We start from the raw sequence: 14,214 nt of genomic DNA, 5'->3' as shown, positions 1-14,214 counted from the left end.
CGGGCCGGAAAGATCAAACAGGAGATCCTGATGTTTGCACTGAGACACCACATTCTGATCGGCCTCTTCATGGCCCTGGCTCTGGTCGCGCCGACCCAGGCGAGTGAAGCGGAGGAGCTTCGCAAGTATGTGGATGCCAACACCCAGCGGCTCGTGGACAAGCTGAACGAGGAGCGCGGACTCTACGAGCGGGATCCAGAGGCTTTTTATAAAAGCATGGATGAGGCTCTGACCGATTTTGTCGACTTCCGCCGCATCGCTGCCAGGGTGATGGGCCGTTACGCACGCCAAACGACGCCTGAGCAACGAGACGAGTTCGTGGCCAAGTTCAAGCGCAGTCTGTTTGACAGCTACGCCCAGGCGCTGGTTAATGCCGAGAATTTCGAGATCCAGGTCAAGGAGGCGACCATCAACCCCCAGAGTGACGATCGAGCCTCTGTGCAGATGGAAGTGATCAGTGCCTCCGGTAATCGCTACCCGGTGACCTATTCAATGTACAAGACGGCGGAAGGCAAGTGGCTGATGGAAAATGTCATTGTTGAGGGCGTCAACATAGGCCTGGCTTTCCGGGATCGATTCGGCCAGGAGATGGAAGAAAACCGCGGCCAGATCCAGGCGGTGATTGATGGGTGGAGCGACGCTGTTGAAAGTCTGAACCTCGATCAGGAAGTCAACCAATCATGACCAGCGGCTCGCCTGTGGTTCAGCTCCTGGACGGCGTGCTCGTCGTTACCGGTGAAGTGAACACAGACACCGTGGTCGGCTTGAGAAAGCAGGGTGAGAAGCTGATCCGTTTGGCTTCTGCCGATCTTGTCGTCGATCTCGATGGACTGGTGACGGCCCACAGTGCTGTTCTCTCAATGCTGTTCTGCTGGCAGCGCCTGGCGCATCAGGCGGGCGTTGCCCTTTCGTTTCGTGGCGTCAGCGGCCGTCTGGCCTCGCTGGCAGCCCTGAGCAATCTTGATGATCAGCTTGAGGGGTTTGGCCCGGAAGCCGTCCATCCCGCCCACTGATTATTCCGGTTTAGCTCCCTTTGTTGACCGGACGCTAAAGCTGACCCGAGCGCCGGAATTGGTTACAATCTCGCCCCTGATTTCAAAACACCCGAGGATTTTCTATGGATGCCGCCCAAGTCACCGAGCTGGTCAAAGAAGCGTTGCCCGGCTGTGAAGTTCAGGTACAGGTTGATGGTACCCATTACCTGGTCGTCGTGGTGGGTGACGTATTCGAAGGCCTGCCGACTATCAAGCGCCAGCAGTTGATCAACAAGGCGCTGTTCCAGCAGATCATGGATGGCTCGATTCACGCCCTTCATCCAAAAGCATTTACTCCGGCCGAATGGGCTGAGCGCCAGGGCTGAACGGTCCGGACAAAACAGGATATTTATTGTGGATAAACTTCTGATCAGAGGGCGCAAGCCTCTGGATGGTGAAATCCGGATTTCCGGTGCCAAGAACGCCGCACTGCCGATCCTCGCAGCAACTCTGCTGGCGGATGAGCCGGTAACCGTAGGCAATCTACCGCACCTGCACGACGTAACCACCATGATCGAGCTTCTGGGTCGCATGGGTGTTGAAGTGATCATTGATGAGAAGATGAGCGTGGAAATCCACGCCAACACCATCAAACACTTCCATGCCCCTTACGAGCTGGTGAAAACCATGCGGGCCTCCATTCTGGTGCTGGGTCCTCTGGTCGCTCACTTCGGCGAAGCAGAAGTATCCCTGCCCGGCGGTTGTGCGATCGGTAGTCGCCCGGTGAACCTGCACATCCATGGCCTGGAAATGATGGGCGCGGACATCAAGGTCGAGAATGGCTACATCAAGGCCAAGACCAACGGTCGTCTGAAAGGCGCGCACATTTTCCTGGATACGGTCACCGTAACCGGTACCGAGAATCTTATGATGGCGGCTGCCCTGGCCGACGGAAAAACCATCCTGGAAAACGCGGCCCGCGAGCCGGAGGTTGTTGACCTCGCCGAGTGTCTGATCGCCATGGGCGCAGACATCAAAGGTCACGGCACCGCCACCATCGAAATCAACGGTGTTGAGCGCCTGCACGGTTGCCATTACAACGTGCTGCCAGACCGTGTTGAAACCGGTACCTATCTCGTCGCTGCGGCTGCAACCGGCGGTAGGGTAAAACTGAAGGATACCCGGGAAGACCTGCTGGAAGCTGTTGTCCTCAAGCTCCAAGAGGCCGGCGCCCACATCAACACCGGCCCGGACTGGATTGAACTGGACATGAAGGGTAACCGCCCGAAAGCGGTTAGCCTGCGTACAGCGCCATATCCGGCCTTCCCGACCGACATGCAGGCCCAGTTCGCTGCAATGAACGCCGTGGCCGAAGGCACCGGTACCATTGTGGAAACCGTGTTCGAGAACCGGTTCATGCACCTTCAGGAACTGATCCGCATGGGTGCGGATATCACGCTTGAGGGCAATGCCGCGATCATCAAGGGCGTGGATCACCTAACCGGTGCGCCGGTTATGGCCACGGACCTCAGGGCCTCGGCAAGCCTTGTCATCGCCGGCCTCATGGCCGACGGCGATACCATCGTAGATCGCATCTATCACATAGACCGCGGGTACGAGTGTATCGAAGAGAAACTGCAGTTGCTGGGTGCCACCATCCGCCGCCTGCCAGCGTGAAAGACATCTATCCAGACACTACGGGAAACCGGAAGAATCCATGACAGATTCCATAACCATCGCCTTGTCGAAGGGACGAATCCTGGAAGAAACCCTGCCGCTGTTGGCGGAAGCAGGAATCGAACTGATCGACGACGTCAAAAAGTCGCGCAAACTGGTGTTCCCGACAACGGACCCCAATGTTCGGGTTCTGATTATCCGGGCCACAGACGTGCCGACTTATGTTCAGTACGGCGGCGCGGACCTTGGTGTGACCGGCAAGGACGTGCTGATGGAGCATGGTGGGGAAGGGCTGTATGAGCCACTGGATCTGAACATTTCCCGGTGTCGCCTTATGACCGCCGGCCCAAAAGATCAGACTCCGCCATCCGGTCGTATCAAGGTGGCAACAAAATTTGTAAACCTGGCCCGCCGATATTACTCGGCCCAGGGCCGTCAGGCAGACATCATCAAGTTATACGGTGCCATGGAGCTGGCTCCGATTCTCGGGCTGGCCGACGAGATCGTCGACATTGTCGACACCGGCAACACGCTGAAGGCGAACGGCCTCGAGGCCCGGGAACTGATTGAACACATCAGCAGCCGGCTGGTGGTCAATCGTGCCTCCATGAAGATGAAACACGAGCGTATTAACCCCATAATCGAAAAGATGTCCGCAGCTGTGGATAAACGCCGGACCTGATGTCAGGGCCGGCCAGAGTCAGTTAGTCGTTAATCCCATACAGGATTTGAGTTATGACCGCCAAGATCACCCGATTGAACGCTTCCCAAAGTGACTTTAATGATGCGTTGGCCAAACTTTTGGCCTGGGACGACAGCGTTGATCATCAGGTGAACGAGTCGGTGCGCCACATCCTGCATGAGGTGAAAACCCGGGGTGACCAGGCGGTTCTGGAATTTACCGAGAAATTCGATCGCCTGAAGGTTGGGTCCGTCGCCGAGCTGGAAATGGACCAGAGCCGACTGCAGAAGGCTCTGGAAGCGATTCCCCAGGACCAGCGGGTTGCCCTTGAAAAAGCGGCTGAGCGAATTCGCGACTACCACGAACGCCAGAACCAGAAGTCCTGGCAGTATGAGGACGAAGACGGAACCGTGCTTGGCCAGAAGGTGACGCCTCTGGACCGGGCGGGCTTGTATGTGCCTGGCGGCAAGGCTGCTTACCCTTCATCCGTGCTCATGAACGCTATTCCGGCAAAGGTCGCCGGCGTCAGTGAAGTGGTGATGGTCGTTCCAACGCCGGATGGTGTGGTGAATGACATGGTGTTGGCCTCGGCAGCGATTGCCGGCGTTGACCGCGTATTCACCGTTGGGGGCGCCCAGGCTGTTGGCGCGCTGGCCTACGGTACAGAAACCATTCCGGCCGTCGATAAAATCGTCGGCCCCGGTAATATCTTTGTTGCCACCGCCAAGCGTGAAGTGTTTGGCGTCGTCGGCATCGACATGATTGCCGGGCCCTCGGAAATTCTCGTGATCAGTGACGGAAAGACCGATCCCGACTGGATCGCCATGGATCTCTTCTCCCAGGCGGAACACGACGAACAGGCCCAGTCCATCCTGATCAGCCCGGATGCTGAATTCCTCGACGCTGTCGAAGCCAGTATCAACAACCTGCTTCCAACCATGGAACGTGCCGACATCATCCGCACCTCCATGACTGACCGCGCCGCGTTGATCCATGTCACCGACCTGAAACAAGCCGCCGAAGTGTCCAACCGCATCGCCCCGGAACACCTGGAGCTGTCGGTTGAAGACCCAGAGGCCATGCTCGAAGACATTCGCCACGCCGGCGCCATCTTCATGGGCCGCTACACCGCAGAAGCCCTGGGCGACTACTGCGCCGGCCCGAACCACGTGCTGCCCACCAGCGGCACCGCACGGTTCTCTTCACCGCTGGGCGTTTACGACTTCCAGAAGCGATCCTCCATCATCGGCTTCAGCGCTGCCGGTGCTGACCGCATGGGACGTGTGGCCTCGGTTCTGGCCCGTGGCGAGGGCTTAACGGCACACGCCCGGTCGGCGGAATATCGTATTAAAGATTAAAAGACTTCACCCCCTATGTATGCAGGGCGGCGGGGAGGTCACTCTCCGAGAATGTCGGCGGCCATGGATGGCCGACGCCAAGCGCACATGGGTGTGGCAGAGCGATGATGAAGCGGAGCTTCATGCGATAGCCACACGACAGCAATCTGAGATTGCTGGCCGGACCCGCTTGCGGGTGCTCGTAGCGGTTCTCGGAGATTGAGCTGCCCGTCGCCCGTCTGCACCAAACGGAGTGCAAAAGCTATGAGCAAATTCTGGAGCCCCCTGGTAAACGACCTGGTTCCGTACGTACCAGGCGAACAGCCAAAAATGGCCAACCTGGTGAAGCTGAACACCAACGAAAACCCCTTCGGCCCCTCACCAAAAGTCATCGAAGCCATCCAGGCCGAACTGAACGACGGCTTGCGCCTCTATCCCGATCCGGAAGGCGAAAGCCTGCGCGAGACCATTGCGGCTTACCACAAGATAAAGCCGGAACAGATCTTCCTCGGCAACGGCTCCGATGAAGTCCTCGCACACATCTTCTTCGGTCTGTTTCAGCACGGCGAACCGATCCTGTTTCCGGACATCACCTACAGCTTCTATCCGGTTTACTGTGGCCTCTATAACATCGAGAGCCAAAAAGTCCCGCTGACAGAAAGCTTTGAAATCAACCCGGAGGACTTCAAACAACCCAACGGCGGCGTGATTTTCCCGAATCCGAACGCGCCAACCGGTCGGTATCTCGAGCTGCAGCATGTTGAAGAGATCCTGGCGGCCAACCCCGACCGCGTCGTGGTGGTGGATGAGGCCTACATTGATTTCGGCGGCGAGTCGGCAATCACCCTGGTCGACAAATACCCGAACCTGCTGGTCTCCCAAACGCTCTCCAAGGCCCGCTCGCTGGCGGGGTTGCGCGTAGGCTTCGCTGTCGGTCATCCGGACCTGATCGAGGCCCTGAACCGGGTCAAGAATAGCTTCAACAGTTACCCGCTCGACCGCCTGGCCCTGGCCGGTGCGAAGGCGGCCTACGAGGATGAAGCCTGGTTCCGGAAGTGCTGCGATGGCGTGATCTCCGAGCGCGAGCGTGTAACTGCCGCCCTCGAGGAGTTGGGTTTTGAGGTGTTACCCTCAAAAGCAAACTTTATCTTTGCCCGTCATAAGGATCAGCCGGGTGAGGTTTTGGCCAAGAGCCTGAGAGATCAAGGCATTATCGTTCGGCACTTCAATAAGCCCCGAATTAGCGAATTTCTGCGAATCACTATTGGCACTGTTGAGCAGAATGATGCTTTGATTGAGGGGCTCCGGTCCCTCTAGCCTGCTAAGTTGGCGGGTAGAGTGAGGCAGACGCCCCTTCCCGGGAACCGCTACGAGCACATCCATGTGCGCTTGGCGTCGGCCATCCTTGGCCGCCGACATTCCCGGGAAGGGGCGTCTGCCTCACTCCTCGAGCTTCTCTGAAATAGTCCGGAGTGGAGTTTTTATGGCAAATCGAAGCGACATCCTTGAGAAAATCAACGAATGGCTCCAACCCGATAATTTCCAGGATTACTGTCCCAATGGCCTGCAAGTTGAAGGCACGCCTGAAATTAAAACCGTCATCTCTGGCGTAACGGCCTCAAAGGCTCTGATCGAAGCTGCGATCGAAGCAAACGCCGATATGATCCTGGTCCACCACGGTTACTTCTGGAAAGGCGAGGATCAGCGCATTCAGGGGATGAAACGAGAACGTTTGAAGCAACTCCTGGACAACGATATCAATCTTGTCGCCTACCACCTCCCGCTGGATGACCATCCCGAATACGGCAACAATCGTCAGCTTGCGAACATTCTCAACATCAAGAACCCGCGCCCGTTAGGTGGTTTGGTGTGGGAAGGCGAGCTGGAAGAAGCAATGTCTCCCGAGAAGTTCGGTCTTCACATTGCCAGACAGCTTCACCGTGAACCGCTCTGGGTGGGCGAAGGTCCGACTGCGATCAAGCGGGTAGGGTGGTGTACCGGTGCTGCACAGGGGTTTATTAACATTGCTCTGGATGCGGGGCTCGATGCCTATATCAGCGGTGAAATCTCCGAGCCGACGACGCACACGGCAAGGGAGTGTGGTATCCACTACTATGCGGCTGGTCATCACGCGACTGAGCGTTATGGTGTGCAAGCGCTCGGGAAAGCGTTAGCCGAGGAATTTGGGGTGAGTCACAAGTTTATTGATTGCGACAACCCTGTCTAATCAGGAATAGATGGTTAGATGAAGGCTTAGTGCGAATTGCACAGAGTCGACGGAGCGGGGTAGTCACCCCTTTCCGAGAATGTCGGCGGCCAAGGATGGCCGACGTCAAGCGCAGATGGGTGAGGCCGAGCGTTTATGAAGCGAAGCTTCATGCGACAGCCGAACGCCAGCAATCTGTGATTGCTGGCCGGACCCGCGTGCGGGTGCTCGTAGCGGTTCCCGGACAGGGGTGTCCGACCCGCCCACTCACTGAAATTAGAAGTCTTACAATGGCCCGACCGCCGAATTAAGGTCAGGCCTTGAACGAATCAGGCCTGCTGAGCCTTATCACCCTTCTTGAGCCCAAAGTCCTCAGCAAGCGTGCCGGAATCCTTAGGATCTGTCTTGGGCGCATAATCCCGCGGCGGCTCGGAAGCGTCCTCGCGAACCTCTTCCAGGCGCTTCTTGGAAGTCTCCTGCGCCAACTCCTCCATCCAGTCTTCGTCATTGCAAAGACGGTTGGCGCCGCGTGCCATATGCTGGTTCACGTCGCGGTAGGCATCGTTGAAGCGGCGCAGCAAATGGGCCGACTCCATGAAATGCTCGTTCACCTGGGCCTGGTAGCGGGTATATTCGCTTCTCAGTTCCTCAATCTGCTGTTCCGCCCGGCGCTGCCGAAGCGACGTTCCCTGCCCGGAACGGCCAACAAATACCCCGATGACAATGCCAACAACCAATGCGGCAATCGCTGCCAGAATCAGGTTTGTCATATGCTGTGTCGTCCTTTTACCTAGAAGTGAGCCAAGCCCCTGTTCGACGAGTATAACGCCCCAGGCTCCATCATCCCATGATTGTGGCCTGCGCCAATCGTCGTATTGCTGCCGAGGCGGCCAACGTGGCGAAAAATCGCCAAATGCGAGACAATATGGCGCCCAAATTTACGATCAACTTCCGGGAATACCTTGATGACAGCTGCGATGTCCTCCGAAACCAGTGCGACCATGACCCCTTGGCAACGTTACCAGAAGGATCTTGAACGCCCGGATTTCCAGAAGGACTCGGCCCAGGAAGATGCGGTCAAGCGCCTTCAGTCACTGTACGACAAACTGGTGGAAGCCGAAAGGGATCGCAGCAAGCCCAAGGCCAAACTTTTCCGCAAGCTCAAAAAAGGCAAGGAAGAGCCGGTCAAGGGCCTGTATTTCTGGGGTGGGGTAGGCCGCGGCAAAACCTACCTCATGGACACTTTTTACGAGTCGCTGCCTTTTGATCGCAAGATGCGGGTTCACTTCCACCGTTTCATGCAGCGTGTCCACAGCGAACTCAAATCGCTCAAGGGCGAGAAAAACCCTTTGGAACTGGTGTCCAGGAAGTTTGCGGATGAAACTCGGGTTATCTGTTTCGACGAGTTTTTCGTGTCCGACATTGGCGACGCCATGATCCTCGCCACTCTCATGGATGGTTTATTCAGTCGCGGCGTCACCCTGGTGTGTACCTCCAACATCGTCCCGGATGGTCTCTACAAGGATGGTCTCCAGCGCGCCCGGTTCCTGCCCGCTATTGAACTCGTCAAAAAGCACACCGATGTGGTCAACGTTGATGGCGGAGTAGACTACCGGTTGCGGACTCTCGAGCAGGCGGAACTGTTCCACTCGCCTCTTGATGAAGATGCAGATGTCAGCCTGCGAAAAAGTTTCGATGCTTTGGCGGTTGAGGCCGGTAAACACAGCAAATCCATGGAAATCAACGGCCGTAAAATTCCCGCCCAGGCGCACGCAGACGACGTAGTCTGGTTCGATTTCAAAGACGTCTGCGACGGCCCACGAAGCCAGAACGATTACATCGAGATGGCCAGGCAGTTCCACGCCATCATCGTCAGCAACGTGCCCGTTCTGGGCAAAGAAAAAGACGATCAGGCGCGCCGGTTCATTAACATGATTGACGAATTTTACGACCGCAACGTTAAAGTCATCATCTCGGCGGCGGCACCTATCAAAGAGCTTTACACCGGCGGCCGCCTCGGCTTCGAATTCGAGCGCACCGAATCTCGACTGCTGGAAATGCAGTCCCGGGAATACCTCGAAGCACCGCACAAACCATAAAAAAGAAAACAGCCCTGCGTAGGTCGGATCAGCACAGCGCAATCCGACAAGAACCTGCCAGACAACCAACAGAGAGATTCAGAAATGAGCACAGACAACGTCGTTATCGTAAGCGGGGTTCGTACCCCCATGGGTGGATTCCAGGGTAGCCTGGCCAGTGTCAGCGCAACCGATCTTGGAGCGATCACCATCGCCGAGGCCGTAAAACGCGCCGGTCTGAAGCCTGCGGATGTGCAGGAAGTCATCATGGGCAACGTCCTGCCTGCCGGCCTAAAACAGGGCCCGGCCCGCCAGGCTATGCGCAAGGCGGGGCTCCCGGATCACACCGGCGCCACCACCATCAACAAACTCTGCGGCTCCGGCATGAAAGCCGCCATGTTCGCCCACGATCTGATCAAAGCCGGCAGCAACGACATCATGGTTGCCGGTGGTATGGAAAGCATGTCGAACGCTCCCTACATCCTGCAGGGCGTTCGCAGCGGCTACCGCATGGGCCCGGGTCAGGCACCCCAGGATCATATGTTCCTGGACGGCCTCGAAGACGCCGAAACTGGTCGCCTGATGGGCGCCTTTGCCCAGGAAATGGCGGACAAGAAAGGCTACACCCGGGAAGAAATGGATGAATACGCCATCACCTCCCTCACTCGGGCCAAAAAAGCCATTGAGGAAGGTCTGCTGAAAGACGAGATCATTCCGGTAACCGTGAAAAGCCGAAAAGGCGAAGTGATTGTCGAGGACGACGAGCAACCCCACAACGCCAACATCGACAAGATCCCGAGCCTCCGCCCGGCATTCGCCAAAGATGGTACCGTCACAGCGGCGAATGCCTCTTCGATCTCAGATGGCGCGTCTGCGTTGCTCCTGATGCGCGAGTCCGAGGCTGAAAAACGCGGCCTCAAACCCCTGGCGCGAATCGTCGGTCACAGCACCCAGTCCCAGCATCCTGCCGAGTTTACCTGCGCGCCGGTTGGCGCTATCGAAACCCTATTCGGCAAAACCGGTTGGAGCAAAGACGACGTCGACCTCTTCGAGATCAACGAAGCCTTCGCCATGGTCGCCATGATGCCCATCCGCGAACTAGGCCTGGACCCCGAGAAAGTTAACATCCACGGCGGCGCATGCGCACAGGGCCACCCGGTCGGCTCCACCGGATCCCGCCTGCTGGTCACCCTCATGTATGCTCTTCAGCGTTACGGCAAAAAGAAGGGCATTGCAGCTCTTTGCATTGGTGGCGGCGAGGCTACGGCCATGGCTATTGAGATGCTTTAAGCAGGAATCCTGTATAGCTCTTTTGCTTCGGTTGTTGGACAAGGGGCGGTCGTCTTTCTGAAACACGCCGTAAATACGTCCCTGTAGGCTTGACGGCAGCATCCATGCTGCCGACAGTTTCAGAAAGACGACCGCCCCTTGCCCCTGACAATACGAGAAGGCTTTTCGAGGCACTGGTGCCGAAGCTTCCTTTTGTCGTGAATCTGGTGACATCTGAGTCGCAGATTACATCGGAACTATGGGCGCTGACGTCGGGGTGAGCCTTCCGGGAATGTAGAGGGCCATGGATGGCCCGAAACAAGCGCACATGGATGTGCTCGTAGCGGTTCCCGGAAGGCTCACCCCGGCGGCAGTGCTTGCTCCCAAGTTTAAAGCGAAAAAAACCACCAAAACCAAAGTGGTTGCATCTAATTTTGTTGTCTATAGTGATTCTGTGCGACGGAACCCGGCGGCAAACGGCGTTTACAGGGGGATGATAGCAAAATCATACTTTTGACTGATCAAAGCGCCCGAAGGCGTTAGCTATAGTGCCAACATCACGAGCACTGTGCACGAAGCCTCCAATACATCGTGAACACCAATAATCAGAGCAGCGACTCAGAACAACAATGGAGTAGCCTTCCAATGACAAGAAAAACACATCAATGGCAGCGTTGGACCAAATTACCGCTGGCCGTGGCAGTTGCAGCCGGGATGTCCGGTCACGCAGCCGCCTATTCGTTCTACGTGGGAGATGTGGAAGCCCAGTTCAACACCACGCTGTCCGCAGGTGCCGGTTGGCGGGTCGAAGATCGCGACAAACGCCTTATCGCCCAGGGTAACCTTGGCCCCGAGTACGCTCCGGGCGGTGCTCTGGAAAACATCGGCGCCTCCACCAACAACTACGACGACGGCAACCTCAACTTCGAAAGTGGCGATACCTACTCCAAAATCGTCAAGGGTAACAGCGAGCTTTACCTCAATTACAACGTCGACAGCTCTTTCCTTACCCGTGTTGGTGGTTTGCTTCGAGGCCGCTACTGGTATGATTTTGAACTGAAAGATGAAAGCCGTGCCGTTGATTTTGTCGGTCAGCGCCGCGAGCTGAATCAACATGCCAAGGACTATGCTTCCGGTGGTGAAATTCTGGATGCCTATGTATTCTCGGACTGGTACTTTGGCCAGATTCCGGTCAGCCTGCGTTATGGCAAGCAGGTTCTCAGCTGGGGCGAAAGTACGTTTATTCAGGGCGGTATCAATATCATCAACCCTGTAGACGTTCCCGCTTTCCGGGCGCCGGGCTCCGAGCTTAAAGACGCCCTGCTGCCCGTGGAGATGTTCTACATGTCTGCCGGCGTGACTGAAAATATTACACTGGAAACTTTTGTGCAGGCGGACTGGGAGCCAGTTCGTCCGGATGACTGCGGAACCTTCTTCTCAACCAACGATTTCGCAGCTGATGGTTGCGGCCCGGTACTTCTCGCTGGCCAGCTACCGGATTCCCAGGCCTTTGCACAGGGCTTCATCGCGCCTCGGATTGGAGACCAGGAAGCGGATTCCAAAGACCAGTTTGGTGTGGCCGTGCGCTGGTATGTACCTGAGCTGAATGACTCAGAGCTGGGTTTCTACTACATCAAGTACAACAGTCGTCTGCCATACGTCAGTGGTCTGGTGAACAACCCATCCAGCCCGACTTCGACGCAGCAGAACGATCCGAGCCTGCCGTTCTCCAGCTTCCCGAGCTACTTCATCGAGTACCCGGAGAACATCAACCTGTACGGCATCAGCATCAACACCACCACACCCGGTGGCTGGTCGCTGGGCGCTGAATACAGCTTCCGCGACAACGTGCCTTTGCAGTGGAACGCTTTTGAATTGATCTTTGGTGGCTTGCAGCAGCGTGATCCAGCAGGTGACCCACTTAGTAAGCTGGAAGCGCAGCGTCTTGCAGAAAATCCGGGTGCAAACCTGGCTGGCAAGCCGGTCGCCGGATACGATCGTTTCAATGTGTCCCAGGCTCAGTTTACGCTGATCAAGTTCTTCGATCAGGTAATGGGCGCCAGTCGGCTGTCTTTGATCACGGAGTTCGGTGCAACTTATGTGCATGACCTGCCGGATTACGACGAAGCTCGTTACGGTCGTTCAGGCACCTTCGGTATTGGTACTCTCCCGTTCGGCCCAATCGACATCTGTTCCGACGGTGGTGCCAACATCAACACCAACTACTGTAACAACGAAGGCTTCACAACCGACTTCTCGTGGGGTTACCGTACCCGTCTGGTTTGGGATTACCTGGACGCCGTGGCCGGTGTTAACCTGTCACCTCAGCTGGCCTGGAGCCACGATGTTGAGGGTTACAGCCCGCAGCCGGGCGGTGCTTTCAACGAAGGCAGCAAGGCTATCGGTCTGTCTCTGCAGGCGGTTTACCAGAACAAGATTACCGGCAACATCGGTTACACAAACTTTTTCGGCGGCAAGCCGTATAACGAGTTGACTGACCGCGATTTCGTGAGTGCTAGCGTTTCATACTCATTCTGAACCCGGAAAGTATTCGTTGAACGAGGGAATTTAAATGAAACTAAACAAGAAACTACTGGCCACAGGCGTTCTGGCAGCGAGCATGTTTGCCGGCCAGGCCTGGGGTGCGGTTTCTGCTGAAGAAGCGGCCAAGCTGGGTAACTCGCTGACACCGATGGGTGCAGAAAAAGCCGGTAACGGCGGTGCCATTCCCCCCTGGACCGGTGGTCTGACAACGCCGCCTCCCGGCTACAATAATGACGGCATCTACGTGAATCCGTTCGCGGATGAGCAGCCCAAGTTCACCATCGATCAGAACAACGTCGAGCAGTACAAAGACAACCTGTCCCCTGGCCAGGTGGCTATGATCGAGCGCTACGATGACTACTTCATGCCGGTGTACGAAACCCATCGTACTGCTGCTTATCCTGAAGAGGTCATGGAGCAGACCGTTGAAAACGCGACCACGGTTGAGCTGATCAAGGACGGTAACGGTCTGGGCAACTATCAGTCTGCCACCCCGTTCCCGATTCCCCAGAATGGTCTGGAGGCAATCTGGAACCACATTACCCGTTATAGAGGTGGTTCTGTACAGCGTACCGTTGGTCAGGTGACGCCGACTGAAGCTGGTGATTTCTCTGTTGTGAAATTCCAGGACGAGCTTACCTGGCGTACCTACCTCTCGGATTACAATCCGGACGAGGATGCGAACGTTCTGTTTTACTTCAAGCAGGCCATTACCGCTCCGGCACGTCTCGCCGGTAACGTACTGCTGGTACACGAGACCATCGACCAGGTTGCCGAGCCTCGCCGTGCGTGGGTTTACAACGCCGGTCAGCGTCGGGTTCGTCGGGCGCCTCAGGTAGCGTATGACGGACCGGGTACCGCGTCTGACGGTATGCGTACTTCGGATAACTTCGACATGTTCAACGGTGCTCCGGATCGCTACAACTGGGAGCTGGTTGGCAAGAAGGAAATGTACATTCCGTACAACTCCTACAAGCTGACCGATCGCAGTCTGAGCTATGACCAGATTATTCAGGCTGGTCATATCAATCAGGATTACACTCGCTACGAGCTGCACCGTGTATGGCATGTTCGCGCAACCCTGAAAGAAGGGGCCCGCCACATCTATGCCCAGCGTGACTTCTACATTGATGAAGACTCCTGGCAGGCATCTGTCATTGATCACTACGACGGCCGTGGCGAACTCTGGCGTGTTGCAGAAGCCCACAATATGCAGTTCTACGATCAGAACGTGCCCTGGTACGCCATAGAGACGCTGTACGACCTGCTCTCTGGCCGCTACCTCGCGCTTGGTCTGACCAACGAGGAAGAGAATCCGTATGAGTTTGGCGTTGAGCGCCGCTCCAGGGATTACACGCCGGCCGCATTGCGCCGCGCCGGTACCCGGTAAGGGTTCTACAGAAGACCAAAAAACGGCGGGCCTCACGGCCCGCCGTTTTTTTTACAC

General features: G+C 56.6%; 14 protein-coding genes. 13 read left to right on the top strand and 1 reads right to left on the bottom strand.

Annotated features, from left to right (window positions below; genetic code table 11):
• The first annotated feature begins 30 nt into the window (after nucleotides 1–30).
• The 8 genes from AC13DD_RS11755 to AC13DD_RS11720 all read left to right on the top strand — a co-directional run bounded on the left by AC13DD_RS11755 (nucleotide 31) and on the right by AC13DD_RS11720 (nucleotide 6,897).
• Nucleotides 31–684, top strand: coding sequence for an MlaC/ttg2D family ABC transporter substrate-binding protein (locus AC13DD_RS11755; RefSeq protein WP_008170176.1), 654 nt, complete (start codon nucleotides 31–33; stop codon nucleotides 682–684).
• Complete coding sequence (locus AC13DD_RS11750) at nucleotides 681–1,013, top strand: STAS domain-containing protein (protein WP_053112672.1); 333 nt, start codon at nucleotides 681–683, stop codon at nucleotides 1,011–1,013. Before AC13DD_RS11755 ends, AC13DD_RS11750 begins: the two co-directional genes overlap by 4 nt.
• A gap of 104 nt (nucleotides 1,014–1,117) precedes the next feature.
• A complete protein-coding gene (locus tag AC13DD_RS11745; protein WP_008170179.1) occupies nucleotides 1,118–1,360 on the top strand; it encodes a BolA family protein in 243 nt (80 codons plus the stop codon).
• Between the two features lie 28 nt (nucleotides 1,361–1,388).
• A complete protein-coding gene (gene murA / locus AC13DD_RS11740; protein ID WP_053112671.1) occupies nucleotides 1,389–2,651 on the top strand; it encodes a UDP-N-acetylglucosamine 1-carboxyvinyltransferase in 1,263 nt (420 codons plus the stop codon).
• A gap of 40 nt (nucleotides 2,652–2,691) precedes the next feature.
• The gene (gene hisG / locus AC13DD_RS11735) at nucleotides 2,692–3,333 is read left to right on the top strand and encodes an ATP phosphoribosyltransferase (RefSeq protein ID WP_014577730.1); all 642 of its coding nucleotides are present in this window, start codon (nucleotides 2,692–2,694) and stop codon (nucleotides 3,331–3,333) included.
• A gap of 53 nt (nucleotides 3,334–3,386) precedes the next feature.
• The gene (gene hisD / locus AC13DD_RS11730) at nucleotides 3,387–4,691 is read left to right on the top strand and encodes a histidinol dehydrogenase (RefSeq protein ID WP_482931208.1); all 1,305 of its coding nucleotides are present in this window, start codon (nucleotides 3,387–3,389) and stop codon (nucleotides 4,689–4,691) included.
• 243 nt (nucleotides 4,692–4,934) lie between these two features.
• Entirely contained in the window at nucleotides 4,935–5,987 is a 1,053-nt protein-coding gene (hisC, locus tag AC13DD_RS11725) for a histidinol-phosphate transaminase (RefSeq protein WP_482931207.1), read from the top strand.
• Nucleotides 5,988–6,153: 166 nt separating this feature from the next.
• Complete coding sequence (locus tag AC13DD_RS11720; protein ID WP_053112668.1) at nucleotides 6,154–6,897, top strand: Nif3-like dinuclear metal center hexameric protein; 744 nt, start codon at nucleotides 6,154–6,156, stop codon at nucleotides 6,895–6,897.
• A 308-nt stretch (nucleotides 6,898–7,205) separates the two neighbouring features.
• Here the strand turns inward: AC13DD_RS11720 and AC13DD_RS11715 are convergent, their stop codons facing one another.
• Nucleotides 7,206–7,646, bottom strand: a complete 441-nt coding sequence (locus tag AC13DD_RS11715) for a Z-ring associated ZapG family protein (protein ID WP_008170195.1) — start codon at nucleotides 7,644–7,646, stop codon at nucleotides 7,206–7,208.
• Between the two features lie 231 nt (nucleotides 7,647–7,877).
• On the opposite strand from AC13DD_RS11715, the gene zapE reads away from it, so the two are divergent.
• The 5 genes from zapE (at nucleotide 7,878) to AC13DD_RS11690 (ending at nucleotide 14,157) form a co-directional block, all read left to right on the top strand.
• Nucleotides 7,878–8,975, top strand: coding sequence for a cell division protein ZapE (zapE, locus tag AC13DD_RS11710; RefSeq protein WP_482931215.1), 1,098 nt, complete (start codon nucleotides 7,878–7,880; stop codon nucleotides 8,973–8,975).
• Nucleotides 8,976–9,059: 84 nt separating this feature from the next.
• A complete protein-coding gene (locus tag AC13DD_RS11705) occupies nucleotides 9,060–10,244 on the top strand; it encodes a thiolase family protein (protein WP_136630243.1) in 1,185 nt (394 codons plus the stop codon).
• A 283-nt stretch (nucleotides 10,245–10,527) separates the two neighbouring features.
• Nucleotides 10,528–10,740 carry a hypothetical protein gene (locus tag AC13DD_RS11700; RefSeq protein WP_008170200.1) on the top strand — a complete coding sequence of 71 codons (213 nt, stop codon included), beginning with the start codon at nucleotides 10,528–10,530 and terminating at the stop codon, nucleotides 10,738–10,740.
• A 128-nt stretch (nucleotides 10,741–10,868) separates the two neighbouring features.
• The gene (locus AC13DD_RS11695; protein WP_482931206.1) at nucleotides 10,869–12,761 is read left to right on the top strand and encodes a DUF1302 domain-containing protein; all 1,893 of its coding nucleotides are present in this window, start codon (nucleotides 10,869–10,871) and stop codon (nucleotides 12,759–12,761) included.
• 34 nt (nucleotides 12,762–12,795) lie between these two features.
• Nucleotides 12,796–14,157, top strand: coding sequence for a DUF1329 domain-containing protein (locus AC13DD_RS11690; RefSeq protein ID WP_008170202.1), 1,362 nt, complete (start codon nucleotides 12,796–12,798; stop codon nucleotides 14,155–14,157).
• Nucleotides 14,158–14,214 lie beyond the last annotated feature (57 nt).

It is taken from the genome of Marinobacter sp. L-13 (assembly GCF_056857715.1).
This window is presented reverse-complemented; position numbering and strand designations above follow the sequence as displayed.

Coding starts and splice junctions, on each gene's coding strand:
- AC13DD_RS11755 (WP_008170176.1), top strand. CDS start 31: ATGTTTGCACTGAGACACCACATTCTGATCGGCCTCTTCATGGCCCTG.
- AC13DD_RS11750 (WP_053112672.1), top strand. CDS start 681: ATGACCAGCGGCTCGCCTGTGGTTCAGCTCCTGGACGGCGTGCTCGTC.
- AC13DD_RS11745 (WP_008170179.1), top strand. CDS start 1,118: ATGGATGCCGCCCAAGTCACCGAGCTGGTCAAAGAAGCGTTGCCCGGC.
- hisG (WP_014577730.1), top strand. CDS start 2,692: ATGACAGATTCCATAACCATCGCCTTGTCGAAGGGACGAATCCTGGAA.
- hisD (WP_482931208.1), top strand. CDS start 3,387: ATGACCGCCAAGATCACCCGATTGAACGCTTCCCAAAGTGACTTTAAT.
- hisC (WP_482931207.1), top strand. CDS start 4,935: ATGAGCAAATTCTGGAGCCCCCTGGTAAACGACCTGGTTCCGTACGTA.
- AC13DD_RS11720 (WP_053112668.1), top strand. CDS start 6,154: ATGGCAAATCGAAGCGACATCCTTGAGAAAATCAACGAATGGCTCCAA.
- AC13DD_RS11715 (WP_008170195.1), bottom strand. CDS start 7,646: ATGACAAACCTGATTCTGGCAGCGATTGCCGCATTGGTTGTTGGCATT.
- zapE (WP_482931215.1), top strand. CDS start 7,878: ATGACCCCTTGGCAACGTTACCAGAAGGATCTTGAACGCCCGGATTTC.
- AC13DD_RS11705 (WP_136630243.1), top strand. CDS start 9,060: ATGAGCACAGACAACGTCGTTATCGTAAGCGGGGTTCGTACCCCCATG.
- AC13DD_RS11700 (WP_008170200.1), top strand. CDS start 10,528: ATGGATGGCCCGAAACAAGCGCACATGGATGTGCTCGTAGCGGTTCCC.
- AC13DD_RS11695 (WP_482931206.1), top strand. CDS start 10,869: ATGACAAGAAAAACACATCAATGGCAGCGTTGGACCAAATTACCGCTG.
- AC13DD_RS11690 (WP_008170202.1), top strand. CDS start 12,796: ATGAAACTAAACAAGAAACTACTGGCCACAGGCGTTCTGGCAGCGAGC.